Annotated in this window: 23 protein-coding genes; 14 read left to right on the top strand and 9 right to left on the bottom strand. The window is 67.2% G+C overall.

The window, feature by feature from the left end; all coding sequences use genetic code 11:
* The first annotated feature begins 38 nt into the window (after positions 1-38).
* Positions 39-3,038 carry an excinuclease ABC subunit UvrA gene (gene uvrA, locus VMT40_RS35030; protein ID WP_326363827.1) on the top strand — a complete coding sequence of 1,000 codons (3,000 nt, stop codon included), beginning with the start codon at positions 39-41 and terminating at the stop codon, positions 3,036-3,038.
* Positions 3,039-3,103: 65 nt separating this feature from the next.
* On the opposite strand, the gene VMT40_RS35025 is transcribed toward uvrA, so the two are convergent.
* The 5 genes from VMT40_RS35025 to VMT40_RS35005 all read right to left on the bottom strand — a co-directional run bounded on the left by VMT40_RS35025 (position 3,104) and on the right by VMT40_RS35005 (position 9,907).
* The gene (locus VMT40_RS35025; RefSeq protein WP_326363825.1) at positions 3,104-5,041 is read right to left on the bottom strand and encodes an ATP-binding cassette domain-containing protein; all 1,938 of its coding nucleotides are present in this window, start codon (positions 5,039-5,041) and stop codon (positions 3,104-3,106) included.
* Positions 5,042-5,063: 22 nt separating this feature from the next.
* Complete coding sequence (locus VMT40_RS35020; RefSeq protein ID WP_326364025.1) at positions 5,064-6,173, bottom strand: type III polyketide synthase; 1,110 nt, start codon at positions 6,171-6,173, stop codon at positions 5,064-5,066.
* Positions 6,174-6,386: 213 nt separating this feature from the next.
* On the bottom strand, positions 6,387-7,871 hold the full coding sequence (locus VMT40_RS35015; protein ID WP_326363824.1) for a fatty acid desaturase: 1,485 nt from the start codon (positions 7,869-7,871) through the stop codon (positions 6,387-6,389).
* 196 nt (positions 7,872-8,067) lie between these two features.
* Positions 8,068-8,889, bottom strand: coding sequence for an LppX_LprAFG lipoprotein (locus tag VMT40_RS35010; protein ID WP_326363822.1), 822 nt, complete (start codon positions 8,887-8,889; stop codon positions 8,068-8,070).
* 316 nt (positions 8,890-9,205) lie between these two features.
* On the bottom strand, positions 9,206-9,907 hold the full coding sequence (locus VMT40_RS35005) for an alpha/beta fold hydrolase (RefSeq protein WP_326363821.1): 702 nt from the start codon (positions 9,905-9,907) through the stop codon (positions 9,206-9,208).
* 125 nt (positions 9,908-10,032) lie between these two features.
* Here VMT40_RS35005 and VMT40_RS35000 point away from each other — a divergent pair, with 125 nt between their 5' ends.
* Both VMT40_RS35000 and VMT40_RS34995 read left to right on the top strand, forming a co-directional pair.
* Positions 10,033-10,869 (top strand): class I SAM-dependent methyltransferase, encoded by an 837-nt coding sequence (locus VMT40_RS35000; RefSeq protein ID WP_326363820.1) that lies wholly within the window; start codon positions 10,033-10,035, stop codon positions 10,867-10,869.
* A gap of 6 nt (positions 10,870-10,875) precedes the next feature.
* Entirely contained in the window at positions 10,876-11,484 is a 609-nt protein-coding gene (locus VMT40_RS34995; RefSeq protein WP_326363818.1) for a TetR/AcrR family transcriptional regulator, read from the top strand.
* An 80-nt stretch (positions 11,485-11,564) separates the two neighbouring features.
* On the opposite strand, the gene VMT40_RS34990 is transcribed toward VMT40_RS34995, so the two are convergent.
* Complete coding sequence (locus tag VMT40_RS34990; protein ID WP_326363816.1) at positions 11,565-11,933, bottom strand: DUF1844 domain-containing protein; 369 nt, start codon at positions 11,931-11,933, stop codon at positions 11,565-11,567.
* 332 nt (positions 11,934-12,265) lie between these two features.
* Here VMT40_RS34990 and infC point away from each other — a divergent pair, with 332 nt between their 5' ends.
* The 5 genes from infC (at position 12,266) to VMT40_RS34965 (ending at position 16,136) form a co-directional block, all read left to right on the top strand.
* Positions 12,266-12,958, top strand: coding sequence for a translation initiation factor IF-3 (gene infC, locus VMT40_RS34985; protein WP_326364023.1), 693 nt, complete (start codon positions 12,266-12,268; stop codon positions 12,956-12,958).
* A gap of 64 nt (positions 12,959-13,022) precedes the next feature.
* Positions 13,023-13,217: a 50S ribosomal protein L35 gene (gene rpmI / locus VMT40_RS34980; RefSeq protein WP_033090982.1), complete on the top strand. Its 195-nt coding sequence runs from the start codon at positions 13,023-13,025 to the stop codon at positions 13,215-13,217.
* Positions 13,218-13,352: 135 nt separating this feature from the next.
* A complete protein-coding gene (rplT, locus tag VMT40_RS34975; RefSeq protein WP_326313427.1) occupies positions 13,353-13,733 on the top strand; it encodes a 50S ribosomal protein L20 in 381 nt (126 codons plus the stop codon).
* 10 nt (positions 13,734-13,743) lie between these two features.
* Positions 13,744-14,568: a TrmH family RNA methyltransferase gene (locus VMT40_RS34970; RefSeq protein ID WP_326363814.1), complete on the top strand. Its 825-nt coding sequence runs from the start codon at positions 13,744-13,746 to the stop codon at positions 14,566-14,568.
* A 53-nt stretch (positions 14,569-14,621) separates the two neighbouring features.
* On the top strand, positions 14,622-16,136 hold the full coding sequence (locus VMT40_RS34965; RefSeq protein WP_326363813.1) for an APC family permease: 1,515 nt from the start codon (positions 14,622-14,624) through the stop codon (positions 16,134-16,136).
* Here the strand turns inward: VMT40_RS34965 and VMT40_RS34960 are convergent, their stop codons facing one another.
* On the bottom strand, positions 16,137-16,712 hold the full coding sequence (locus VMT40_RS34960) for a TetR/AcrR family transcriptional regulator (RefSeq protein ID WP_326363812.1): 576 nt from the start codon (positions 16,710-16,712) through the stop codon (positions 16,137-16,139).
* Between the two features lie 104 nt (positions 16,713-16,816).
* On the opposite strand from VMT40_RS34960, the gene VMT40_RS34955 reads away from it, so the two are divergent.
* Both VMT40_RS34955 and VMT40_RS34950 read left to right on the top strand, forming a co-directional pair.
* Positions 16,817-18,265: an MFS transporter gene (locus VMT40_RS34955; protein WP_326363810.1), complete on the top strand. Its 1,449-nt coding sequence runs from the start codon at positions 16,817-16,819 to the stop codon at positions 18,263-18,265.
* 27 nt (positions 18,266-18,292) lie between these two features.
* Positions 18,293-18,805, top strand: coding sequence for a DoxX family protein (locus VMT40_RS34950; protein WP_326363809.1), 513 nt, complete (start codon positions 18,293-18,295; stop codon positions 18,803-18,805).
* Here VMT40_RS34950 and lipB read toward each other — a convergent pair.
* The gene (gene lipB, locus VMT40_RS34945) at positions 18,721-19,413 is read right to left on the bottom strand and encodes a lipoyl(octanoyl) transferase LipB (protein ID WP_326363807.1); all 693 of its coding nucleotides are present in this window, start codon (positions 19,411-19,413) and stop codon (positions 18,721-18,723) included. The two genes, VMT40_RS34950 and lipB, sit on opposite strands and share 85 nt — an antisense overlap.
* 83 nt (positions 19,414-19,496) lie before the next feature.
* Between lipB and VMT40_RS34940 the strand changes: the two genes are divergently transcribed.
* The 3 genes from VMT40_RS34940 to pheT all read left to right on the top strand — a co-directional run bounded on the left by VMT40_RS34940 (position 19,497) and on the right by pheT (position 23,962).
* Positions 19,497-20,276 (top strand): potassium channel family protein, encoded by a 780-nt coding sequence (locus VMT40_RS34940; RefSeq protein WP_326363806.1) that lies wholly within the window; start codon positions 19,497-19,499, stop codon positions 20,274-20,276.
* 93 nt (positions 20,277-20,369) lie between these two features.
* Positions 20,370-21,428: a phenylalanine--tRNA ligase subunit alpha gene (gene pheS / locus VMT40_RS34935; RefSeq protein WP_326313418.1), complete on the top strand. Its 1,059-nt coding sequence runs from the start codon at positions 20,370-20,372 to the stop codon at positions 21,426-21,428.
* A gap of 32 nt (positions 21,429-21,460) precedes the next feature.
* Positions 21,461-23,962, top strand: a complete 2,502-nt coding sequence (gene pheT / locus VMT40_RS34930; protein ID WP_326363804.1) for a phenylalanine--tRNA ligase subunit beta — start codon at positions 21,461-21,463, stop codon at positions 23,960-23,962.
* A gap of 107 nt (positions 23,963-24,069) precedes the next feature.
* Here the strand turns inward: pheT and VMT40_RS34925 are convergent, their stop codons facing one another.
* Positions 24,070-25,476, bottom strand: a complete 1,407-nt coding sequence (locus VMT40_RS34925; RefSeq protein WP_326363802.1) for an MFS transporter — start codon at positions 25,474-25,476, stop codon at positions 24,070-24,072.
* An 88-nt stretch (positions 25,477-25,564) separates the two neighbouring features.
* On the opposite strand from VMT40_RS34925, the gene VMT40_RS34920 reads away from it, so the two are divergent.
* A complete protein-coding gene (locus VMT40_RS34920) occupies positions 25,565-26,032 on the top strand; it encodes a winged helix-turn-helix transcriptional regulator (protein WP_326363801.1) in 468 nt (155 codons plus the stop codon).
* Positions 26,033-26,037: the final 5 nt, after the last annotated feature.

Raw genomic sequence — 26,037 nt, 5'->3', positions numbered from 1 at the left:
GGGTAAGTCTGGATGCTGAAACGTTGGAAGGATGGCCAGTGGCGGATCGCCTGACGGTGCGCGGAGCGCGGGAGCACAACCTCAAAGGGGTCGATCTGGACCTACCCCGCGACAGTCTCATCGTTTTCACTGGTCTGTCCGGCTCCGGTAAGTCCTCGTTGGCCTTCGACACCATCTTCGCCGAGGGGCAGCGGCGGTATGTGGAATCGCTGTCGGCGTACGCCCGGCAGTTCCTCGGCCAGATGGACAAGCCGGATGTGGATTTCATCGAGGGCCTGTCCCCGGCGGTGTCCATCGACCAGAAGTCGACCAACCGCAATCCGCGCTCGACCGTCGGCACCATTACCGAGGTCTACGACTACCTGCGTCTGCTGTTCGCGCGCGCGGGCACCCCGCACTGCCCGGTCTGCGGGCATCTGATCGCCAAGCAGACCCCGCAGCAGATCGTGGATCAGGTGCTGGCCATGGAGGAGGGCACCAAGTTCCAGGTGCTCGCGCCCGTGGTCCGCACCCGCAAGGGCGAATTCGTGGACCTGTTCGAGTCGCTGAACTCGCAGGGTTATTCCCGGGTCCGGGTCGACGGCGTGGTGCATTCGCTGACCGATCCGCCCAAGCTGAAGAAGCAGGAGAAGCACGACGTCGAGGTGGTCATCGACCGTCTCACCGTGAAGCCGAGTTCCAAACAGCGCCTGACGGATTCGATCGAGACCGCGCTGCGGCTGGCCGACGGCATCGTGGTGCTGGACTTCGTGGATCGCGATGAGCACGCCCACGATCGGGAGCGGCGCTTCTCCGAACGGCTGGCCTGCCCGAACGGGCACCCCCTCGACATCGAGGATCTGGAACCGCGGTCTTTCTCCTTCAACTCGCCCTACGGCGCGTGCCCGGATTGCACGGGTTTGGGCATTCGCAAGGAGGTCGATCCCGATCTCGTTGTGCCCGACCCGGATCTGAGCCTCAATGAGGGCGCGATCGCGCCGTGGTCGCGCGGGCAGACCGCCGAATACTTCACCCGCCTGCTGTCGGGTCTGGCCGACGCCATCGGCTTCTCCATGGACACGCCGTGGAATCAGTTGCCGCTCAAGGCCCGCAAGGCGGTCCTGGAGGGCAGTTCCGAGCAGGTGCACGTCTCCTACACCAACCGCTACGGCCGCAAGCGTTCGTACTACGCCGATTTCGAGGGCGTGATGCCGTTCCTGCAGCGGCGCATGGACGCCACCGAATCGGAGGCGATGAAGGAGCACTACGACGGGTACATGCGGGATATCCCGTGCCCGGTGTGCAATGGCGCGCGACTGCGGCCGGAGATTCTGGCCGTCACGCTGTCGGCGGGCAAGGAACGCATGTCGATCGCGGACCTGTCGGATCTGTCGATCGGGGACGCGGCCAAGTTCCTCAATACGCTCACCCTCGATGAGCGGCAGGCGGCCATCGCGGCGCAGGTCATCAAGGAGATTCAGGCGCGGCTGGGCTTCCTGCTCGATGTCGGCCTGCAGTATCTGACGCTGTCGCGGGCGGCGGCCACGCTGTCCGGCGGTGAGGCGCAACGCATTCGGTTGGCCACCCAGATCGGTTCCGGACTGGTCGGCGTGCTGTATGTCTTGGACGAGCCGTCCATCGGCCTGCACCAGCGCGACAACCGGCGGCTCATCGAAACCCTCACGCGTCTCAAGAGTCTCGGCAATACCCTCATCGTGGTCGAGCACGACGAGGACACCATTCACGCCTCGGACTGGGTGGTCGACATCGGCCCGCTGGCCGGTGAGCACGGCGGTCAGGTGGTGTACTCGGGTCCCTACGAGGGGCTGCTGAAGGACAAGGGATCGCTCACGGGCGCTTACCTTTCCGGCCGCGAGCGCATCGAGGTGCCGCTGGTGCGTCGGCCCATCGACAAGAAGAAGCAGCTGACGGTGGTCGGCGCGGTCGAGCACAATCTGAAGAACATCGACGTGAGTTTCCCGCTGGGCGTGCTCACCTCGATCACCGGCGTCTCGGGCTCGGGTAAGTCGACGCTGGTCAACGACATTCTCGCGACCGTGCTGCAGAACAAGCTGAACGGTGCGCGGCAGGTGCCGGGCCGCCACACCCGCGTCAACGGTCTCGACCATCTGGACAAGCTGGTGCAGGTCGACCAGTCGCCGATCGGCCGCACCCCGCGCTCGAATCCCGCCACGTACACCGGCGTTTTCGACAAGATCCGCACCCTGTTCGCGGCCACCACCGAGGCCAAGGTGCGCGGCTATCAGCCGGGCCGGTTCTCCTTCAATGTGAAGGGCGGCCGCTGCGAGGCGTGCTCCGGCGACGGCACCCTCAAGATCGAGATGAACTTCCTGCCGGACGTGTACGTCCCGTGCGAGGTCTGCCACGGCGCGCGATACAACCGCGAGACCCTCGAGGTGCACTACAAGGGCAAGACCATCGCTGAGGTTCTCGATATGCCGATCGAGGAGGCCGCGGAGTTCTTCGAGCCGGTGACCTCGATCCACCGCTACCTCAAGACCCTGGTCGACGTCGGCCTCGGCTATGTGCGCCTGGGCCAGTCGGCCCCGACGCTGTCCGGCGGTGAGGCCCAGCGTGTGAAGCTGGCCGCCGAACTGCAGAAGCGCTCCACCGGCCGCACCATCTACATCCTCGACGAGCCCACCACGGGTCTGCACTTCGAGGACATTCGCAAACTGCTCACGGTGATCAACGGCCTTGTCGACAAGGGCAATTCGGTCATCGTCATCGAGCACAACCTGGATGTCATCAAGACCTCGGACTGGGTCATCGACATGGGTCCGGAGGGTGGTTCCGGTGGTGGAACGGTCATCGCGCAGGGCACGCCGGAAGATGTCGCAGCCGTGCCGGAAAGCTACACCGGCCAGTTCCTCAAGGATGTGCTCGCGAATCAGCCCGCCTCGCTGGCCGAACCGAAGCCGGTGAAGAAGGCGGCCAAGAAGACCGCCGCCAAGAAGGCCGCGCCGAAGACCGACGCCGAGGCCGCCGCCGCCAAGAAGGCCGCCGCCGCCCGCCGCAAGGCCGCGGCGCTGCGCTGATCACGCGTCGATACAAAGACAACGGCCCCGTACCGAAATCGGTACGGGGCCGTGGCTTTTCGCAGCTACTCGGCTGCCACCGGTTGTGCGAGCTCCTTGACCTCGGCGATCCGCCCGAAGTCGAGCTTCACGATCTGGTCGGCGCAGTCGAAGTACCGGTCGTCGTGGGTGATCACGATGACGGTCTTGCCGCGGTTCTTGAGCTTCACCAGGATCTCCCGGTAGAACACGTCGCGGAACTTGGGCTCCTGATCGGCGGCCCACTCGTCGAACATGTAGATCGGGCGATCCTCGAGCAGAGCCGTCAACAGCGCCAGCCGCTTGCGCTGACCCTGCGACAGCGCGATGGTCGACAGGCGGCCGTTCTCCACGGTGACCTTGTGGTCGATCTGGAGTTCCTTCAGGTACTTTCGGACCTCCTCGTCCACCCCCTCGTCGAAGCCCAGGTAGTCCTCGAACAGGTGGAAGTCGGTGAAGACCGCCGAGGTGTTCTGCCGGAACCACTCGATGTTCTCGTGGTCGATGGTCTCGCCATTGAGCGACAGATGACCCTGCTGCGGGACGTACAGACCCGTGATCAGTTTGGCCAGTGTCGATTTGCCGCTGCCATTGCCGCCGACGATGAACGAGATCTGGCCGGGCTCGAACGTCAGATCCAGCGGACCGAGATGGAAGCCGGAGCCGTCCGCCTCGGGCGGGGCCATGGGCGCGCCCATCGGAACCGGTCGCCCGTCGTGCCCGCCGTGGTCGACGAACCGGTGGCCGTTGACATCCGGGCGATCGCCGCCGCCGGGTCGCGGACCGTGTCCGGGCGGCGGACCGCCGGGACGGCCACCCGCCGGATGCGGTCCGGGACGACCACCCGTCGGCGCGCCGGGCGCACCGGGTCGGCCACCCCGACCCGGGTGGGGCCGCGCTCCGCCACCCGGGTGGGCTCCGGTGCCGGGCGGCGGACCACCCGGGACGGGCGGGAACGCCGGAGGCGCCTCGGTCAGATAGTTGTAGCTGACGTCATTGAGTTCCAGCCGCGCTGCGGTGGCGGCCGGTCGCTCGGTGTAGGGCAGCGTCGACTCGTCGTGCGCGGTCTGAATGGACAGGTTCAGCGAGCGGATCTTGGCCAGCGCCACATCACCGCGCAGCAGATCCGGAATCCGGTGCATGAAGTTCTGCATGGGCATCGAAAGGAACGTGGTGACAAGGACATAGCCGACCATGACGTTCTGCGGCAGATCCAGCGCCCGGGCCAGCGCGAACAGGATCAGGGCCATGGTGCCCAGCTGCAGCAGCTGGCCGAAGCCCTGCGCGAAGGTGAACTTCGATCCGGCGTCGATATTCTGCGTCCGCAGCTTCTCGGCCGAACCGAGGAGATGGCGGTCCATGAAATCGCCGCGCCGCCCGCGGTGCAGCTTGAGCTCCTTGATGCCCAGCGACACCTCCTGGAAGGACCGCAGCAGACCGTCCTCGTTCTCGCGCGCCTCCTTGTAGAGGTGGCGCACCTTCTTGAGAACCGTTTCGACACAGGCGATTCCGAGCAGCGTGCCCGCCACCGTGGTGGCGAAGATGGGGCCGGACACGATCGCCAGGAAGATGAAGCACCCGATGATCGTGGCCAGGTCGATGCAGATGCTCGGAATCGCGGTGACCGCCTGCGACAGTGACCGCACGTCCTCGGTCAGGGTCGCGATCAGGCGATGCTGTCCGAGCCGCTCGAGATGCTCGAGCGGCGCGGACACGATGCGCGCGCTCAAATCCGCGCGCAACCGGTAGATGGCATCCTGCGCCAGACGAATCAGCAGCACCTGCGAGATGACACCGCTGATCAGGATGATCAGCGCGGTCACCACGAACGCCTGCCACGTGACGCCCGGATGCGGTTCCGGTGACACCACTCCCCGAATCAATGTCACCAGATAGGTATTGGCCGCACCGCAGACGAGACCGGAGGCGATGACGCCCGCGATCCGCATCCACGAGATGGAGATGAGGAATCGAATGAGTTGCATGGCTGCTGGCTCTCTGGACTTGCTAGGGACGGATGATGTCGAAGATGACGCCCTCGAGGGTGACACCCGGCGCGAAGGAGAACGCCACACCCGTCGAGATCGGCCGGTCGGCCTGCTGCGCGATCATCTGCTCGAGCACGAAAATCAGTGAGACGCTGAGCATGTTGCCGTACTCGGCGAGCACGTCCCAGCTGGTCGCCGCCTGCTCCGAGCCGATGCCGAGCGAGCGCACCGATTCCTCGATGATCTTCGGGCCACCGGGGTGGATCGCCCACAGATCGACCTCGGACTTGGTCATGCCGTGGCGGGCCAGCACCTCGGTCACCACCGGGTCGACCCCGCGCAGAATGTACTGCGGCAGGTTCTCCGACAGCTCGCAGGTGATGCCATTGTCGTTGACGCCCAGGACGATTCCGTCCTCCGCGTCGTCGAACAGGTAGCTGAAGCTGTCGCGGATGACCACGGACCCGGCGGGTAGTTCCCGCTGCGGGTTGCTCGCGCCGATGACCACCGCGCCGCAGCCGTCACCGAAGAGGCTGTGAATGATGACGTCATTGATGTTGTCGTCGAACACGGCGTTCACCGAGCTCAGCTCCAGGCAGATGACCAGCGCCTTCTTGTCCGGGTGCGCCCGAACGAAATCCACCGCGGCGCGAATGGAGTTCATGGCGGCGGCGCAGCCCATGAAGTTCACGATCACGCGGTTGATCGTGGGCGACAGGCCGAGCTGCTTGACCACGGCCACATCCACGCCGGGCGCGATGAAGCCGGTGCTGGTGGCGAAGACCAGCATGCCGATCTCCTCCGCCGGATTCTCCAGGTGCCCGACGGCGCGTCCGGCCACATCCACGGCCAGCGGGACCGCGTGGTCGTAGAAGGTGTTCATGCGGTCCCGAATGGTGCCGACTTCCTTGCTGTAGGACAGGAATTCGGGATCGATCGGGTTGACCGCCAGGTGCCGGGTGGTGATCCGGGTCTTCTGGTAGATCCGCGGAATCCGCTGCTGCTGCACCGGATCGCTGAACAGTCCGGCCACCTGGGCGGCGGCGTCGGCCTGCGAGAAGATCTGGGTCGGCGAACCGGTGGCGATGGACTCGATCACGCCGACGGTGGTCGGCGGGGTCGGCGGCAGCGGGCTCGGCGCGAAGCTCGCGTCGTCGAAGTACGCAGAGCCGGGTTCGCCCCCCGCGAACCGGGTCGCCGCCGTGGGCAGGGTGTTCCCCGCACCGGGCAGAGCGCCCCCTTCATCAATGGTGATAGACACGAAATACTCCCCTCGTTTTCGAAATAACGCCCCGCGGTGCGATCGGCGCATGCTCGAGCGCACCGCGGTTGTGGAATCGGTTCAGACGGTTCCGATTCCGGTGAAGCCCTGAACCGTGTAGACGGCGCAGGTCTTCAGGGCCAGTGGTGAGAAGTGCTCCTTGACGAACCCCCACTTGCGTTCCACCGCGTCGTCGGACGGCGCGAGAATGTAGGTGCGGATCTGCTTCGGGAAGCGGTCGGTGAAGAAGCTCTTGGCGGGCAGCCATTCCACACCAAACTTCGCGGACTCCTCGCGCAGCACATCCTCGGTCGCGATGTTCGCGAAACCGCTGCGCTGGTAGGGCAGCACGTGATGCACCCGGTGCGAGCTCAGGCCCGCGGACAGGAAGCAGTCGACGTAGCGGTTGCCGACCACCTTCAGGTCGTAGGCCTGCTGGATCTGATCGACGGCCCAGTCCTCGGAATTGTGCTCGAGCTCCTCGGATTCGACCTCGAAGTCGTGGCTGGCCACCACCAGGAAGGTCGAGACCCACAGCGTGACCACGAATTGCAGGGCCCACGCCCAGAAGTCGCCCATCACGGTGAACACGATCAGCTCGCCCACCAGCAGGAACCGCACGCCGAACGAACCGATGAAGTGCGGCAGCGCCCCACCCCAGGTGCCGTACATGTCCTTGATGCCCACCTTGCGGGTGAGGCGGCAGACATCGAGCAGGCGCATGATCATGCCGGTCACGGTGTGGCCGAACTTGTGCAGGGTGTGGATCGGCACCCGGTACAGCCGCGGGATCCGCATCATCATGGTGAAGACGTTCTTCTTGATGTCGACTTCACTCTGGGTGTGCGGGTGGTGCAGCAGCGCGTGGCCGTCCGCGGTCACGAAAGCCAGTGCGACGTAATTGAAGTCGAAGGCGTTCGTGTAGATCTTGTTCATGCCCTTCTGGGCCCGGTGGATGGCGTAGTGCCCGAAACCGGCCAGGCCGCTGCGCAGCAGCACCATGGCGATCACGAACACCGGCAACGGCATCCAGCTGCGCTCGAACAGCCGCAGCCCCTGCACCGCGAAGTACGCCACCGCGAGAATGGCCACCACGATATTGAAGTAGGTGTCCATGCGGCGGATGCGCGCGGCCAGTTCGGGTTCCTTCAGACGCGCCTTCACCTTGTGGAGCAGGTCGTCCTTGTTGTCGAAGTTGAACTTCGGGGTGTCGCGCCAGCTGTCGAAGCCCTCGTTGAAAAGGAAGGCGGGCGCATTGGCCTTGGGGTGAATGTCCTCGGGCAGGGCATCACGATCCAGCGAGTACTTCTTCAGGATCTTGCCGATGGCTTCCGGATTCTTGTGGTACGAACCGACAATCGAGGTGATGTCGCGGTTCTTGGTCCGGCCGATGAAGAACTCGCCGCCCGGATGCTTGGAAATCCAGTCGCTGAGGTCGTAGGCTTTGCCGTTGTAGACCCAGACATTCGAGATCGGCGGTGGGCCGTCGAGCGGGGGCCGACGGAACTCGCCCTCGGGCTCTTGGCGTTCGATCGTCGCGTCGGCTTCCGGGCGTTCGATCGTCATTTCTTCCCTCCACACGCAGGCGACGACGTTCAACTTTCAGACGAAATCGTCGATCCCGCGCCTTGCATTTCACTGAACAGACTCTTAAACGGTTGAACAAACGCGAAAGCCGGTCCGGGGCGCGACGACAACCGTTGCCGCCGTTGCGTTTTCCCCGAACCGGCTCCGAACTCACATGACAGGGTGCAGCGCGCGTTTAGCCACCGGGCTTGGTGACGTGGACTTCCTTACCCCAGTTGGACAGGGTCACGGACACATTGCCCGAGTCCTTGGTCACGATGGCGCGCACCAGGTTCGGGCCGGTGCCCGGCGAGGCCGCCGTGGACGGCAGCGTGGTGCCCGCGCCGCTCGGGGGAGCCACATCCTGGATGTAGAGGGTGATCGGGAACGTGCCGCCGTCCTTGCCGATCTGCGGAACGATCGGATCGATGACGGAGGCGTCGATGGTGCCGCTGATCTTCACCACGTCCAGGCCGTTGAGCTTCTCGCGGCCCTCGGCCTTGGCGTTCTTGACCTGCGCGATGGCGTTGGCCAGACCCTTGTCCTTGTCCAGGATGATGCCCGGATCGTAGACCTTCTCGGCCGGACCGACCTTGGCGTACTTGCTGCCGTCGCCGGTGTAGAGAGTCTTGTCGACGACCAGGAACTTGGTGTCGGTGTAGTTGGCGTCGTCCTGCTTGACCTTCACCTTGGCCTCGCCGATGGCCTGGCCCGCGCCCTGCGGCTGGTTGGTGATGTCGGCCTTGATGCTCTCGAACGGCAGGTTCGGGATATTGGTGACCGCCAGGTCCGCGTGCACAGCCTGCAGGGTCTGGGTGGTCTTGGCCGACTCGGCGACGATCTGCGCGCCGTCCGGCAGCTGCGACGGCGGCGCGGCCTGCGAGGTGGTGGCCTTGCTGTCCGAGCTGGAGGACGAGGAGCAGCCCGCGACCAGAGCGGCCACGGCCGCGGCGGCGATCACGATGGGCAGGGCACCGCGCCGAATTCGGCTGCCGGACGCGCGTTTTCCGTGGGACATCGGTTCATTCATGTACAACCCCCGAAGCTTCCATTCGATCTCGTAGTGAGGACAGCCTTGCCGCTGCCCGTCGTAGTATGCAGGACATCGCCCGCGTCCGCGCCGGACAAGGGCGATACTCCGGCATCCAACCAGCACAGTGTTCGTGTCGCCAAGATTTTTGATCATCGAGCCGCACAAGCGATTACCCTGCAACCCGAAAATGTCGCACGTGGGACCGAGTGTTAACAGGTTCCTCGTGGTGGTGGCAAGCTGAGCCGCCGCCACGGGGATGCTGTTCTGTCGCTGATTATTTGCCGATTGGTCGCTGAATATTTCAGCGGGTGGCGGCTTGGTGAATCATTTCCGCCAACTCCACCGGCTTGGACCACATCGGCCAATGGCCGGTGGGCAGATCCAGGTACTCCGCGTCGAGGTTGCGTAGTTCCTGGAACATCGGCTCCTCCCCGCCGTCGCGCAGCCGCTGTACCAGCTCCGACGGGAAGCTGCAGCAGATCACCGTGGTCGGAATCTTCAGCCGCGCAGTGGAATCGCCGAGCGTGACCGGACGGCCCGCCACCCCGGCCGGGACCGACACCGCGCGCTCGCGGAAGCGCGCCAGCGTCGACTCGTCCAGTCCTTCCAGGCTGTTGCCCATGGCCTCGACCTCGGCCCAGGTCGCCGGTAGCAGGAAGTCCGGCGCGTCCCCGAGCGCGGGGTGCAGGACGAACCCGTGCGGGAAGGGAACGGTGTCGGCGTAGATCACCCGCGAAAAGCGTTCCGGTGCCAGGTCTGTCGCCAGGTAACCGGACGCCCCCGCGCCGGAATGCACGACCAGCACCGTCGAATCTCCGGCCGCGTCCACGATCGCCCGCGCCTGGCTCTCCAACGTCGCCGAGAGTCGGTCCGAATCCTGTGGATCCAGGCCCGGCAGCGTCAATGCCGTCACGTCATCCCCGAGTGCCCGAAGCTGTTCGGCCACTTCCTCCCACGCCCAAGCCCCGAGCCAAAACCCCGGGACCAGCAATATCCGTGCCATGTCTCGAAGCATGGCACACCGCACCGACAGTCAAAACCCGTGTGTCCTAGGGGGTCTTGACCCGGTGGAGTCGCGAGCGCATTATGAACACACGTTCATGAACCATTGTTCATATAGGAGTCGTCATGACCGAGATCGTGAATACCGCTCAGTCCGAAGCGTGGAACGGCTACGAGGGCGAGCACTGGGCCGGAAACTATGACCGCTACGACGCCGTGAATCACGGCTTCAACGAACCGCTGCTCACCGCCGCCGCCGTGTCCGATGGCGACCGCGTCCTCGATATCGGTTGCGGCAACGGCCAATTGACCCGAGCCGCCGCGCGGCGGGCGGGCACCGGCTCCGCGACGGGCGTCGACCTGTCCGGCCCCATGCTCGCTCGCGCCCGGGAGCTCGCTGCCGCCGAAGCCGTCGCCAATGTCGCCTTCGAGCAGGGCGACGTCGAGGTCTATCCCTTCCCCGCCAACGCTTTCGACGCCGCGCTCAGCCGCTTCGGCATCATGTTCTTCGCCGATCCGGCGGCCGCCTTCGCCAATATCGCCCGCGCCCTGCGCCCGGGCGGTCGCCTCGCCTTCGTGGCCATGCCGCCGATGCCGGGCACCGATCTGGGTGCCGTATTCGGCGCTGCCGCAGCTCATCTCGACGATTTCGTGGTGGGCCCCTCGGTAGGCCCGTTCTCCGACCCCGATCGCATCCGGTCCCTGCTGACCGCTGCGGGTTTCACCGATATCGCCGTCGAATACCGTGAGGCCGAGGGTATTTGGGGCCGAGACGTCCCCGACGCCACGGAATTCATCATGGGCTGGGGGCCGGTCCACTACCACCGCGCCCGGGTCGATTTCGCCACCGACGCCGAGGTCCGCCGGTCGGTCGCGGAGACTCTGGCCCCCTACGCCACCCCCGACGGCATCCGCCTGCGCGTCGACGCCTGGCTGGTCACCGCCGCCACCCCGCTACCGTAACCACCCATGTCCCCGAGAAAGGCAGCGGCGCTACGCGGTTCCGACGACGCCCTCCGCGACCACCTCGTCACCACCGCCCAACGCCTCCTGGCGGAACAGGGCGCGGCCGGTCTGACCGTCCGCGCCATCGCCCGCGCCGCCGGGGTCGCCGACGGCGTGCTCTACAACCACTTCTCGGACAAGGACGAACTGCTCGCGGCGGCGCTCGGCGCGCACGTCGCCGCCGCGCACGCCGAGCTCGGACCGCTCCCCGCGCCCGGCACCGCGACCGTCCGCGACAACCTGACCGCCTACCTGCGAGCCGGTCTGGCCCTGCACCGCACGGTCCTCCCGGTCTTCGCCGGTCTGCTGGCCAGCCCCGCCGTCCTGACCCGCTTCGCCGAATCCGAAGCCCGCGAGGCCGATTGGCGCGAGCTGCTGGCCGACTACCTGCGCGCCGAACGCGACCTCACCCGCCTCGCCCCCGACACCGACATCGACGCCACCACCGCCGTGCTCGTCGGCATCTGCCACGACGCCGTCCTCGCGGCGCTGCTGCCCGGCGCACCCCGCACCCCTGTCGATCCCGACACGGTGGTCGCAACCCTATGGGCCGGAATCGCACCCCGCGGCTGAGGCCACGGCGCACCGCACGAAAAACGGCCCGGCGCGACCGAGTTCGGTCGCGCCGGGCCGGAAGCCGAAGCAGCGGTGGATCAGTAGACCGGGCCGGTGTACTTCTCGCCCGGGCCCGCGCCGGGGGCGTCGGGGTACGCGGAGGATTCGCGGAAGGCTCGCTGCAGGGACTGCAGGCCCTCGCGGATCGGACCGGCGTGCGGGCCGAGGTACTCGACCGAGGCGGTGACCAGACCGGCGAGGGCGGTGATGACGCGGCGGGCCTCGTCGAGGTCCAGGTGCGGGCTGTTGGCAGGATCCTCGTCGCCGAGGCCGAGCTTCTCGGCGGCGGAGCTCATCAGCATGACGGCGGCCCGGCTGATGACCTCCACGGCGGGAATATCGGCCAGCTCGCGGACGACCTCACCGTCCAGCAGGCCGGAGTCCTCGTTCATGGTTGCCTCGCTCATGGGGTAGAGCATGGCATCGCGCCGGTCCGCGCTGGTCGCGGGGGCCGCCGATTCGGAGCTGGCGGCTATGAGTGTTAGACTCTTCCGCGACGACCGTCCCGGACTGGTTACTGCAACCGACACGGGGCATCAAGTGGAGCCCGACTCCCACCGTCTACCGGCAAGTCTCTTGCCAGGTTCGACGGTCCGGTCGCCCATCATTTACCTGATGGGTTCCGCATGTGGGTTTGTCCTGCATGTGGTGCGATGCAGCTTGTTTGCGTCGAAGATCGGTCGACTCGGGCCCCGTGGTGGTGAAATACCAACACGGGGCTTTCGTGTTGAAATTGGGGTTGCAGTTATTGCTTGCGGTCGTTGACGAACCGCTTGACCTAGGAGGCCCCATCAGCACTGAGACCCGCATCAACGATCGCATCCGCGTTCCCGAGGTCCGACTCATCGGACCGGGTGGCGAGCAGGTTGGGATCGTGCGTGTTGAAGATGCACTACGCGTCGCTCAGGAAGCTGACCTCGACCTGGTCGAGGTCGCGCCGGATGCACGCCCGCCGGTGTGCAAGATCATGGACTACGGCAAGTTCAAGTACGAGACCGCGCAGAAGGCGCGTGAGTCCCGGAAGAACCAGGTCCAGACCGTGATCAAGGAGCAGAAGCTCCGCCCGAAGATCGATGACCACGACTACGAGACCAAGAAGGGCCACGTGCTGCGCTTCCTGCAGGCGGGCTCGAAGGTCAAGGTGACGATCATGTTCCGCGGTCGCGAGCAGTCGCGCCCCGAGCTCGGGTTCCGGTTGCTGCAGCGACTGGCTTCCGACGTCGCCGAATTCGGTTTCGTCGAAACGTCGGCCAAGCAGGACGGCCGAAACATGACCATGGTCCTCGCGCCGCACAAGGGCGCGAAGACGCGGGCGAAGGCTCAGAACGACGCGAGCTCGTCGCAGCAGCGCAGCACTGCGCCGACGGCTCCGGCCGAAGCGCCCGCCGAGACGGCAGCCCCGGCTGCCGAACCGGCTGCCCCGCAGCAGTAATAACGAGAAGCTCCGAAGGCGTGTGGAACTCGCGCGCCTTCGGCACGACAGATATGAGGAATCCATGCCGAAGATGAAGAGCCACAGCGGCGCCTCGAAGCGATTCAAGGTGTCGGGCAGCGGCAAGCTGCTGCGTCAGCAGGCGAACCGTCGCCACCTGCTCGAGCACAAGCCGACCACCCGGACTCGTCGTCTGGACGGCGTGGAGGTCGTCGCGAAGGCGGACGTCGCTCGCGTCAAGAAGCTGCTCGCCAAGTAATTCGGGCCCAGCCAGATTTACGGCAGAGCCAGCCGCTAGCGATCCGTTCGCGGAACGCATAAACCGACTACCTCGGGCGCATCACCTCGGGTCTCCGCGAGAAACCCAGCGCCCCCAACGAACAAGGACTGACAAGTGGCACGCGTCAAAAGGGCTGTCAACGCTCAGAAGAAGCGCCGTTCCGTTCTCGAGGCCTCCAAGGGCTACCGCGGTCAGCGGTCGCGCCTGTACCGCAAGGCCAAGGAACAGCAGCTGCACTCGCTCACCTACGCCTACCGGGATCGCCGGGCGCGCAAGGGTGACTTCCGCCAGCTGTGGATCACTCGTATCAACGCCGCCGCGCGTCTGAACGACATGACCTACAACCGCTTCATGCAGGGCCTCAAGGCCGCTGGCATCGAGGTGGACCGCAAGATCCTGGCCGAGCTCGCCGTCTCCGACGCCGAGGCCTTCGCCAAGCTGGTCGAGGCCGCCAAGGCCGCCCTTCCGGCCGACGTCAACGCCCCGGCCGCCTGATTCGGCCTGCGTGACGACACACGATTCGAAACGACCCGCGGACGCGCTCTCCGAGCGCAATTCGCGGGTCGTTTCGGCTGTCAAGCTGCATCGCGCGCCGATTCGGCGAAAGACCGGCCTGTTCCTGGCCGAGGGCGCGAATTCGGTTGAGGCGGCACTGGATACGGGACGGATCGAGGAGCTGTTCTTCTCCTCCCGGGCCGCCGAGCGCGAGCACGAGCTGGTGGCGAGTGCCGCCGCGCAGCGGGTGCGCACCACGCTGGTGAGCGACCGCGCCGCGGAAATGCTGGGGGAGACCGTGACTCCGCCCGGGCTGGTCGCGGTGTGCCGCCAGGTGGATGTGCCGCTGAGCGGGGTGCTCGACGCCTCCCCGCGCATGCTGGCCGTCCCGGTCGAGATCGCCGATCCCGGCAACGCGGGCACCCTCATCCGGGTCGCCGACGCCGTGGGCGCGGATGGCGTTGTGCTGGCCGGTGATTCGGTGGATCCACACAATGGCAAATGCGTGCGCGCCTGCGCCGGGAGCCTGTTCCACGTCCCCGTGGCCCGCTCCCGCGACATCGACGCCACCCTGGACGCCCTCGAGGCGGCGGGCATCGCGATCCTGGCCACCACCGCCAAGGGCGAGGTCGACCTCGACGACGCCGACGACATCCTGCGCGGCCCGGTCGCCTGGCTCTTCGGCAACGAGGCCCACGGCCTGGACAAGGCCATCGCCGCCCGCGCCACCCACCGCGTCCGCATCCCCATCCACGGCCGCGCCGAGAGCCTGAATCTGGCTGCGGCGGCGGCCATTTGCCTCTACGCCAGCGCCCGGGTGCAGCACGCGAAGTAACCCACGCCGGGTCGATTCGGTGTGCTGTGGATTTGCCCGTATTCTTACGAGCCGTGACATCCCCCAGCACCCTGCGGTCCGGTGCGCTGTCCCTGGTCTCCAGCGTGGTGATCGGGGTGGCGTCGGCGGGTCCGGCGTACAGCATTACCGCGACCCTCGGACTGGTCGTGGTGGCCGTCGGGGCGCAGTCGCCGATCATCGTGGTGTTGGCGTTCGTGCCGATGCTGCTGGTGGCGATCGGGTATCGGGATCTCAATGCGGTGGAACCGGATCCGGGGACCACGTTCGTGTGGGCGACGCGGGCGTTCGGGCCGTTCACCGGGTGGATGGCCGGGTGGGCCATTGTCGTGTCGGATTTGCTGGTGATGGCGAGCCTGGCGCAGATCAGCTCGCAGTACACCTTCCATTTGTTCGGTGCGCACGGGCTCGGGTCGGATGGGACCAGCATCTGGGTGTTGTTGCTGGGGATTGCCTATCTGATCGTCATGACCGTGGTCGCGGTGCGCGGCATCGATGTGTCGGCGCGGCTGCAGTCGGTGCTGCTGAGCGTGGAATTCGGCATGCTCGTGGTGTTCTCGGCGGTGGCACTCGGGCGGGTGCTGCTCGGGCACGGGCCCGACGGGTCGAGCCTGCCGCACTGGGACTGGTTCAACCCCTTCGCCATCGGGTCGTTCTCGGACTTCGTGACGGCGCTGCTGCTGATGGTGTTCATCTACTGGGGCTGGGACTCCGCGGTCTCGGTCAATCAGGAGACCGTGGATCCGCGGCACACGCCGGGACGGTCCGCGGTGCTGTCCACCATCACGCTGGTGGCGCTGTACCTGCTGGTGACCGTGGCCGCGCAGGCCTTCGCGGGCGTCGGGAAAGACGGTCTGGGACTGGCCAATCCGGATCACGTCGACGATGTGCTGGGCGCGCTGGGGCGGGCCGTGTTCGGCGACAGCTGGATCGGGACCGCGGCGGTGTACCTGCTGTTCGGCATGGTCCTGACCTCGGCGGCCGCCTCCACTCAGACCACCATCCTGCCGACCGCGCGCACCACCTACTCCATGGCGCTGCATCACGCCCTGCCCGCCGCGTTCGCGCGCATCGATCCGCGCTTCCGGACCCCGGTGTTCTCGACCTGGGTGTTCGGCGGGGTGTCGGTGGCGCTCTACGTGGGGTTGAACTTCGCCTCGGGTGGACGGCTGATCGCCGAGGCGGTCACGGCCATCGGCATCTCCATCGGGCTGTACTACGGGCTCACCGGGCTCAGCTGCGCCTGGCTGTACCGGCACGAATTCGCCGGGAGCCCAAGGACACTCGTGATCAAGGGCATCCTGCCGACGCTGGGCGGGCTGGCGCTGCTGTTCGCGGCGGGCTGGACGGCGGTGACCTCGTGGTTCAGTGCGATATTCGTGCTCGGCGTGGGCACGTTGCTGCTCGGCGTTCCGATCTATCTGACGCTGGCGCGCGCCATGCCCGCGTTCTTCCGCGGCGAGGTGCTGGCGCGGCGGCTGCCCGCGCCGACCGAGGAGATCATCGAGGCCGATGCCGAGCCGGAGTCCGGCGAACCGGTGCGGGCCTGATCAGATCCCTTCCTCGCTGAGATTGGTGAGGATCTCGGTGGCCCAGGACGGGTTGCCCTCGCATGCGAGATCGCTGACCCCCAGCGCGGTCAGATCGATGAGCAGCATGCCGGTGCCGAAGAAGCGCCGCACCTCGGAGACCGACGCGCCGGTCAACTCCTTGGCGAGATTGAACAGCTGCCCGAAGTGGTCGCGGATGTTCGCGCCGATGGCCGGTTCGCTCGCGGCCGCGATGCCCTGCAGGAAGACCCGGGGCAGATCGCGGTCGGTGAGGAAGTGCTCGCCGAAGTAGCTGCCGAGGCAGTCGAGGCGATCCTTGGGGGAGGCGTCGGGTGGGGCGGTGGTGGCCCCGGCACGGAACAGCTCCTCGATGCGCCCGCACACCTGGTCCAGCACGGCCAGGAACAGCTGCTGTTTGGTGCCGAACAGTCGGATCACGTAGGGCTGGGAGACCCCGGCGCGGCGCGCGATATCGTCGGTTTTCGTTGCGGCGTAGCCGGTTTCGGCGAAGGCGGAGGTGGCTGCCGCGAGGACTTCCGTGCTGCGTTCGCTCGCCGTCATCCGCGTTCTGGTCATAGCCGTCGAACCTCCTCGTCGTCGGGGAATGCTGCCTGCCATTGACATGTTATCAGTCGATGCATACTCTTTAGTTATCAGTCAATTACAACTAAGGATCGGTCATGACTGAAACCCTCGGAACCTCAACTCTCGCAAGCAAAGTCGACGACAAGCGGCGCCCGCTGGCCGCGGTCCTGGCGGCCGTCGGCATCCCCATGTTCATGGCCACCCTCGACAATCTCGTGGTCACCTTCGCGCTGCCGGTCATTCGCACCGAAATGCACGCCACCCTCACCGACCTGCAGTGGTTCGTGAACGCCTACACCCTGTCGTTCGCGTCGATGCTGCTCACCGCGTCCGCGCTCGGCGACCGGCTCGGGCGTCGCCGGGTCTTCGTCGCCGGTATCGCGCTGTTCACGGCGGCCTCGGCGGCGTGCGCGCTGGCCACCGAACCGTGGATGCTGATCGCCGCGCGGGCCGTGCAGGGCTTCGGCGGGGCGGCGGTGATGCCGCTGTCGCTGACACTGTTGTCGGCGGCGGTGCCGGAGAAGATGCGCAGCGCGGCCATCGGCATCTGGGGCGGCATCACCGGGCTCGGCGTGGCGCTCGGACCTGTGATCGGCGGCGCGGTCGTGTCCGGGCTGAGCTGGCAGTGGATCTTCTGGATCAATGTGCCGATCGGCATCGCGGCCGTCCCGTTCGTCGCCCGGACGTTGAACGAATCCTTCGGTGGCGCAAAGAAATTGGATCCGGTGGGCCTGGTACTCTCGGCCGGTGGCGTGCTCGCGGTGGTGTGGGGCGTGATCCACGGCGCGGACGACGGCTGGAGCTCGGCCAAGGTGCTGACCGGGCTGATCGGTGGCGTGGCGCTGCTGGCGGCGTTCGTGGTGTGGGAGAACCGTTCCGCGGATCCCATGCTGCCGCTGCGACTGTTCCGGTCGCGCAGCTTCACCGCCGTGAATATCGTGCTGTTCACCTTCTCGGTCGGCGCGTTCGGCTCGATTTTCCTGCTGGCGCAGTACTTCCAGGTGGTGCAGGGCTATTCGCCGCTGCAGTCCGGGATTCGGACGCTGCCGTGGACCATGGCACCGATGGTGGTGGCTCCGCTGGCCGGTCTGATCGTGGATCGGGTGGGCGTGCGGCCGCTCATCGCGCTGGGCCAGGTGTTCCTGTCGGGTGCGCTGCTGTGGATGGCGCTGATCAACAGCGTCGACACCTCCTACGGCTCGTTCGTCCTGCCGTTCGTGCTGGGCGGCGTCGGCATGGGCCTGACCTTCGCGCCCACCGCCACCGCCGTCATGGCCAGCGCCGCCCCCGCCGACCAGGGCATGGCCTCGGGGACGAACAACACCATTCGTGAGGTCGGCGTCGCCATGGGCGTAGCCATCCTGGCGTCGGTCTTCGCTTCCTACGGTTCGTATGTCAGCCCCGCGACCTACGTCGACGGCCTCATCCCCGCGATCAAGGTCGGTGCGGGCATTGTCGCGGTCGGCGCGTTGGTCGCCCTGCTGCTGCCCAGCCGTCGGCAGGTGGCCGAATCATCCACCGGCGCACCGGCTCTCGCGCACTGACCGGATTCGATCCGTCGGAGACACGCCATGTTCCAGACCCTGCTCCTGCTGCTGATCCCTACGCTGGTCCTGCGCCTCCTCGGTGCGCTGGGCGTCGCCCGCTTCGCCACCTGGCGGGTGTCCGCCGCCCACGGCCTGGCCTTCATGCTCCTCATGACCGGCGCGGCCCACTTCGCGCCCGCCTCGGTCACCGCCATCCCCAATCACGACGACCTGACCGCCATGGTCCCGTCGTTCGTGCCGTTCCCGAGTTTCACCGTCTATGCGACCGGGGTCCTGGAGTACATGGGCGCTCTCGGCCTGGTCCTCACCCGGTTCCGTCGCCCGGCCGGGTTCGCCCTGGCACTGATGTTCGTCCTGCTGCTCCCGGCGAATATCCATGCGGCCGTGGACCATATCTCCTTCCATGGCGACCCCGCCACACCGCTGTGGTTCCGCCTGCCGGAGCAGCTTGTCTACATCGCGGTGGCGTTGTTCGCCGCGTTGGGAGCCACTTCGGGAGTCGCCTCGAAGACGCGGGCGACGGTGTCCACCACCTGAGCCATGGTCGGCGCGGGCCGACCGGACAGCTCGCGCTCGATCGAAGTCATATCCACATCCGGCATGCCGCAGGCGACCGCCAGCTTCCAGGGGCTGAGGTCGCCTGTGACATTGAGTGCGAAGCCGTGGGTGGAGACATTGCGGCCGACGCGCATGCCGATGGAGGTGATCTTGCGGCCGGTGTCGCGGGTCCAGACGCCGGTCAGCAGTTCCGAACCCGGTGGGGTGTCACGGTGTTCGGCGGGGATGCCCAGTTCGGAAAGGACTGCGACGATTCGGTGTTCGACATCGCGGATGAGATCGACGACGCCCTCGCCGGGTTGCAGGCGGGCGATGAGGTAGCCGACGAGTTGGCCGGGGGCGTGGTAGGTGAGTTGCCCGCCGCGATTGGTGGTGAAGACGGGGATGTTGGTGTCGGGGGCGGGCAGGTGTGATTCGGGGGTGCGGCGGCCGATGGTGTAGGTCTGCTCGTGGGTGAGCAGCCACAGGGTGTCGGGCCGCTGGTCGGCGACGCGCTCCTCCCACATTCGCTGCATGCGCTCCATGGCCGCCCCGTACTCGGTGAGGTGGTCGGTGTCGTCGATGAGGGTCACGGGCCTGGACTTCACGAAGTCATTGGTACCACCGGAGGTTGCCCGGGCCCGCTGGGGAGGTGTGGCGCGCGCCACTCGAGGGTGCAAGGCTGCTGGTCATGGCGGATATCGCAACTCGTCGGGTGCATTGGGAGCGGGCGACGGCGATGCCGTTCACGGCGTTGGCCGTCGCCTTTCTGGTTTCGTATGTCTGGCAGGTGCTCGACCACGGTCGCACGCCCGCGCTGGACGGCTGGCTGACCCGGGTCGACATTGTCATCTGGGTGCTGTTCTCCGCGGATTTCCTGCTGCGGCTGCGGATTTCGACCGATCGGCGGCGGTTCCTGCGGCACAACTGGCTGGACCTGTCGATCGTGGTGGTGCCGCCCCTGCGGCCGCTGCGACTGCTGCGCGCGGCACTGCTGATCATCGACGCGGTCGATCGGCACACCCGGTTCCAGGCGCGCATGCGGTTGGCGGTGTTCGTGGGCGTCAGCTCGGTGCTGCTCGTGCTGCTGTGCAGCGTGGCCGTTTTCGACGCCGAGCGGGACGCGCCCGGGGCCAATATCCACACTCTCGGTGAGGCGGCGTGGTGGTCGGTGGTGTCGGTGACCACGGTCGGCTACGGGGACTTCCATCCGGTGACGGTGACCGGGCGGCTGGTCGCCGTGGTGCTCATGACCGTCGGAATTGGCTTGATCTCCTTCACCATCGGTGCGGTCACCAGCTGGGTCATCGACAAGCTGCGGATCGTCGACGAATCGGTGGAGCGGGCCGATCGCGACCTCGAGGAGCTCGTCGACGAGGTGCGTTGCCTGCGCGCCGAGCTCGCGCAATTGCGGGCCGAGCTGCTCCACACCACGCCGGAAGGGGTGTGCGAGCTGGGAAAATCCAGGTGAGGTGGGCTGATTACAAGGATTACGATGCGACCAGCAAGAATGGGTGGGTAATTCCGCCCGACCCGTAACCAGCCTGGGGAGTGACGAACCATCGTGGCCGATGACAACAATGCCGAGCAGAACGCTGCCTTGAGCGAGGAATCGCTCGCTGCCGCCGCGGAAGCTGCGGAGAAGGCGTTCGCCGCGGCCGCCACCCTCGACGAATTGGCCACGGCCAAGACCGAGTACATGGGTGGGAAGTCGCCGATCTCGTTGGCGCAGCGGTCGCTGGGCAGCCTGCCCAAGGAGGAGAAGGCCGAGGCCGGTAAGCGCGTGAACGTGGCGCGCGGGCGGGTGTCGAGCGCGTTCGAGGCGCGGCAGGCCGAACTGCTCGCCGAGCGCGACGCGGCGGTCCTGGTGGCGGAGACCATCGACGTGACCCTGCCCGCCCGGCGGCACGCCCAGGGTGCGCGGCATCCGATCGCGGTGCTGTCCGAGCGGGTCGCGGACGTGTTCGTGGCCATGGGCTGGGAGGTCGCCGAGGGCCCCGAGGTCGAGACCGAGCACTTCAATTTCGACGCCCTGAACTTCCTGCCGGACCACCCGGCCCGCACCATGCAGGACACCTTCCACATCGCGCCCGAGGGTTCGCGGCAGGTGCTGCGCACGCACACCTCGCCGGTTCAGGTGCGCACCATGCTGTCTCGCGAGCTGCCGATCTACGTGGTGTGCCCGGGGCGGACCTTCCGCACCGATGAGCTGGACGCGACGCATACCCCGGTGTTCTCGCAGGTCGAGGGTCTGGCCATCGACAAGGGCCTGACCATGGCGCACCTGAAGGGCACCCTGGACGCGTTCGCGCGCGCCCTGTTCGGTCCGAACACCACCACGCGCATGCGGCCCAGCTTCTTCCCCTTCACCGAGCCGTCCGCCGAGGTGGACGTGTGGTTCGAGGACAAGAAGGGCGGCCCCGGCTGGGTCGAGTGGGGCGGCTGCGGCATGGTCAACCCGAAGGTGTTGATCGCCAGCGGTATCGATCCCGAGGTGTACAGCGGTTTCGCGTTCGGCATGGGTCTGGAGCGGACCCTGCAGTTCCGCAACGGCCTGCCGGACATGCGCGACATCGTCGAGGGCGATGTGCGCTTCACCCTGCCGTTCGGCATCCAGTCCTGACCTGACCCCGATACGAGGAAGCGAAACGTCAAGTGCGAGTAGCGCAGTCCTGGCTGACGGAAATCCTGCAGCGGACCACCCCCGGGTGGTCGGTGACGCCGGAGGAACTCGACGCGGGGTTCGTCCGGGTCGGTCTCGAGGTCGAAGAGGTCGACCCGCTCGAGCCGGTGGGCGGTGACATCGACCGCCCGCTGGTGGTGGGTCGCGTCGCCGAGATCACCGAGCTGACCGAGTTCAAGAAGCCGATCCGGTTCTGCAAGGTGGATGTCGGCAATCCGGAGCTGCAGGAGATCGTCTGCGGCGCACGGAATTTCGCCGTGGGCGATCTGGTGGTCGTGGTGCTGCCCGGCGGTGTGCTGCCCGGCGGCTTCAAGATCTCGTCGCGGAAGACCTACGGGCACACCAGCAATGGCATGATCTGCTCGGTCGCCGAGCTGGGGATCGGCAAGGACCACAGCGGCATCCTGGTGCTGGAGCCGGGCACGGCCGAGCCGGGCGCGGACGCCAATGAGCTGCTGGGACTGGGCGATACGGTCATCGAGCTGGCCATCACCCCCGACCGCGGGTACGCCTTCTCGGCGCGCGGTCTGGCACGCGAGCTGGCCTGCGGCTTCGACCTGGAGTACAGCGACCCGGCGGTGCGGCTGCTACCGGACGACGAGGTGGAAGCCTGGTCGGTGAAGATCGAACCCGAATCCCTGTGCACGCGTTTCGCGGTGCGCCGGGTGACCGGGGTCGACCCGAAGGCCGTGAGCCCGTGGTGGCTGCAGCGTCGCCTGCTGCTCTCGGGCGTGCGCCCGATCTCCCCGGCCGTGGACGTCACCAACTACGTCATGCTCGAGCTGGGCCAGCCGCTGCACGCCTTCGACGCGGCCAAGGTGCAGGGCGGTTTCGTGGTGCGCCGCGCGCACAAGGGCGAAACCCTGCGCACCCTCGACGATGTCGAACGCACCCTCGACGCCGAGGACGTGGTGATCGCCGACGATTCCGGCGTCATCTCGCTGGCGGGCACCATGGGCGGCGCGAGCACCGAGGTGTCGGACACCTCGACCGACATCCTGCTCGAGGCCGCCACCTGGAACCCGGTCGCCATCGCCCGCACGGTGCGCCGCCACAAGCTGTCCTCGGAGGCCAGCCGCCGCTTCGAGCGCATCGTCGACCCGGAGCTCAACCTGGCCGCCCTCGATCGGGCCGCCACGCTGCTGGCCGAGATCGCCGGTGGCACGGTCGAACCCGTGCTGACCGACGTGCGCGTGCCGACTGCGGCGGTGCGGCCGATCGCCATGGATATCGATCTGGCCGATCGCACCGCGGGCGTGCACTACGCGCCGGGCGCGGCCACCCGTCGCCTGCAGCAGGTGGGATGCTCCATCGAGGTGGGTGTCAGCGAGGCCGGGCACGGTCAGCTGGTCGTCACCCCGCCGAGCTGGCGGCCCGACCTGACCCAGCCCGCCGATCTGGTGGAGGAGGTGCTGCGCCTCGAGGGCCTGGACAAGATTCCCTCGGTGCTGCCGACCGCTCCGGCCGGGCGCGGGCTGACCGCCGCGCAGCGTCGCCGTCGTGCCGTGAGCAAGGCGTTGGCGTTCGAGGGTTGCGTCGAGGTGCCGTCGCCGGTGTTCATGCCCGCCGGGGTTTTCGACGTCTGGGGCCTGGACGCGGACGACCCGCGTCGCAAGACCCTGCGGGTGCTGAACCCGCTCGATGTCGAGCGCGCCGAGCTGTCCACCACGCTGTTGCCGGGCCTGCTGGAGATCGCCGCCCGCAATATCTCCCGCGGCGAGCGCGATCTCGCGATCTACGCCATCGGCCAGGTCACCCTGCCGACCGAGGAGACCGTGCCGGTCGGCCCGCTGTCGGTGGATCGTCGACCCACCGACGACGAGATCGACGTGCTGCTCCGCTCGCTGCCCAAGCAGCCGACCCGCGTTGGTGCGGTGCTCACCGGCCGCCGGGAACCGCGCGGACCGTGGGGCCCGGGCCGCCCGGTCGAAGCGGCCGACGCCTTCGCCCTCGTCGAGGCGATCGCCGATGCCGCCGGTGTGACGATCGAACGCCGTGCCACGCAATACCTTCCGTGGCACCCGGGCCGCTGCGCCGAACTCCTCGTGGACGGCGTCGTGGTCGGCCACGCGGGCGAACTACACCCGGCGGTCCTGGAGCGCTCGGGCCTGCCGCCGCGCACCTGCGCCGTCCAGATCGACCTGGACGCGCTGCCGCTGCGGGAAATCCGGCCCACCCCCGTGGTTTCCGCCTTCCCGGCGGTATTGCAGGACGTCTCGGTGAGCGTCGAGAAGAACATTCCCGCCGCCGCCGTCGAATCCGCTCTGGCCAGCGGTGCGGGCGAGCTCCTCGAAAACATCTCGCTCTTCGATGTTTACGAAGGCGCCCAGGCGGGCGAGGGCCGCAAATCCCTCACCTACGCCCTCCGTTTCCGTGCCACCGACCGGACCCTGACCGAGGACGAGGCCAGCGCCGCCCGCGACGCCGCCGTCGCTCGTGCCGCCGACGCCGTGGGAGCCGTGCTGCGCGGCTGATTTCGTACGCCGAATTTCAGGGCCCCGATCCGGCTGGATCGGGGCCCTTCGGTGAACTTCCGGCTGGCGGCCATGTCATGACCGCCGATGTCGATGGTTCCGATGCGCTATTGGTGTTGCGGGACGCGGTCGACGGCGGGTCGGCCGATGATGCCGAAACCGACTGCGGCGGCCGCTAATTCGGTGACGGTGATGAAGGCCCAGCCGCGGTCGTAACCGGACATGCCCTCGTCGATCGCCGAGCGGCCCAGCAGGGCGATGAAGGCGGCGACGCCGAGCACGGTGCCCAACTGCCGACCCATGGCGAAAATGCCGCTGCCCACGGCTCTTCGGTCCGGCGGTAGCGGCGCCGAGATCGCGGCGGCCAGGGTAGGCAGCGTCAGGCCCACTCCCGCGCCGATGAGGAGTCCGCCCGGCAGGTAATCGGAGAGATAGGCGGGGTCGGTGGTCAGGCTCGCCAGCAGTAAGGCGCTGCCGAGCGCGGTGATCAGTGCGCCGGAGACGGCGACGGATCGATGGCCGAAGCGCGCGATCAGCCTGGCGGCGACGGTGAACGAGACCAACGCCGCCATCGCGGGACCCGGCGCGAATTCGAGCCCGGCCCGCAGCACCGAACCGTGCCAGGCGTCGGCGAGGAACAGAATGTTGCCCAGCACGATCGCCCCGAAGCCCGCGAAGAACAGTACCGTCACGGCGGTCGCGGCCGAGAAGGCCCGATCGCCGAACATGCGTGGCTCGATGACCGGTTGCCGGTGCCGCGTGCAGCGCACGAGGAAGGCCGCCACGGCCACCGGTCCACCGATCAGGCAGATCACGGTTGCCGGTGCGCCCCAGGACCAATCGTTGCCTTCGACGACACCGAGCGTCAGCAACCCGATGCCGAGGACCAGCAGTAGGGCACCCGCGAGATCGGGCAGCTGTGGTCGTCCCTCGGCGCGGGATTCGGACACCAGCCAGAAGGTGCCGATCAGCGCCAGCGCGGCGATGGGCACGTTGATCAGGAACACCCAGCGCCACCCGGCCTGCACCAGGAGCCCGCCGAGTGGTGGTCCGGCGGCCGCGGCGAGCGCCCCGCTGGCCGCCCAGGTGGCGACCGCCGAAGGCCTGCGCGCGGGCGGGAATTCGCCGAGCAGCAGACTCAGCGAGGTGGGGACCAGTGCCGCTGCTCCGACGGCCTGCGCGACCCGGGCGGCGATCAGCCAGCCCAGTGACGGCGCCACCGCGCAGCCGATCGAGGCCGCCGCGAAGACCGCCAGTCCGGCCGCGAAGCCCGCGCGCCGACCGTAGGCGTCGGCCAACCTGCCGAGTGGAATCGGCAGTGCCGCAAAGACTATCGCGTAGGCGTTGAGCACCCAGGACAACGAGGCGTCATCGGTGTGGAAGGCACTGCGCAGATTCGGGAACGCCACATTGACGATGAACAGGTCCAGGCCGGCCATGAACGTCGCGGCCGACACCAGCAGCAGGATCAGGCGTAACCGGGGGGATGGTGGATCGTTCGGTACGTGGGACATTTCAACCTCCCTCAGTAGGTATCGTGATTGGACCTACTAGGTAGCGTGACGATACCAGGGGTGAGTAGCTTCACGCTACACTTGAGAAATGCTTCCCCGGGCCTACGACTCCCAGCACTGCTCGATCGCCGCGACTCTCGAAATCGTCGGTGACCGTTGGACTTTGCTGATCTTGCGAGAGTCCTGCCGGGGCGTTACCCGGTTCGCCGACTTCCAGCACACCCTCGGACTCGCCCGCACCGTGCTCAGCGACCGCCTGGCCCGGCTGACCGAGCAGGGGCTGCTGGAACGGCACCGCTATCAAGAGCGTCCCGAACGTTTCGAATACCTGCTGACCGACAAGGGCGCCGAACTCTGGCCGGTGCTGAACGCGCTCATGACCTGGGGTGACAAGCACATCATGGCTGACCGGCCGCCGGTTGTGGTGCGGCACAACGACTGTGGCGGATTGATCGACGGCCACCGCATCTGCCGAGCCTGCCACAGGCCGGTCGAACTCCGCGACGTCTACCGGGAGCCGGGCCCCGGCGCACTCCCGGTGCCCGGTCGCGCCTGACCCGC

It is taken from the genome of Nocardia sp. CDC160 (genome assembly GCF_035818795.1).
Lineage (GTDB): Bacteria > Actinomycetota > Actinomycetes > Mycobacteriales > Mycobacteriaceae > Nocardia.
Note: the sequence above shows the minus strand (reverse complement) of the source record. Positions and strands in the feature narration are given on the sequence as shown.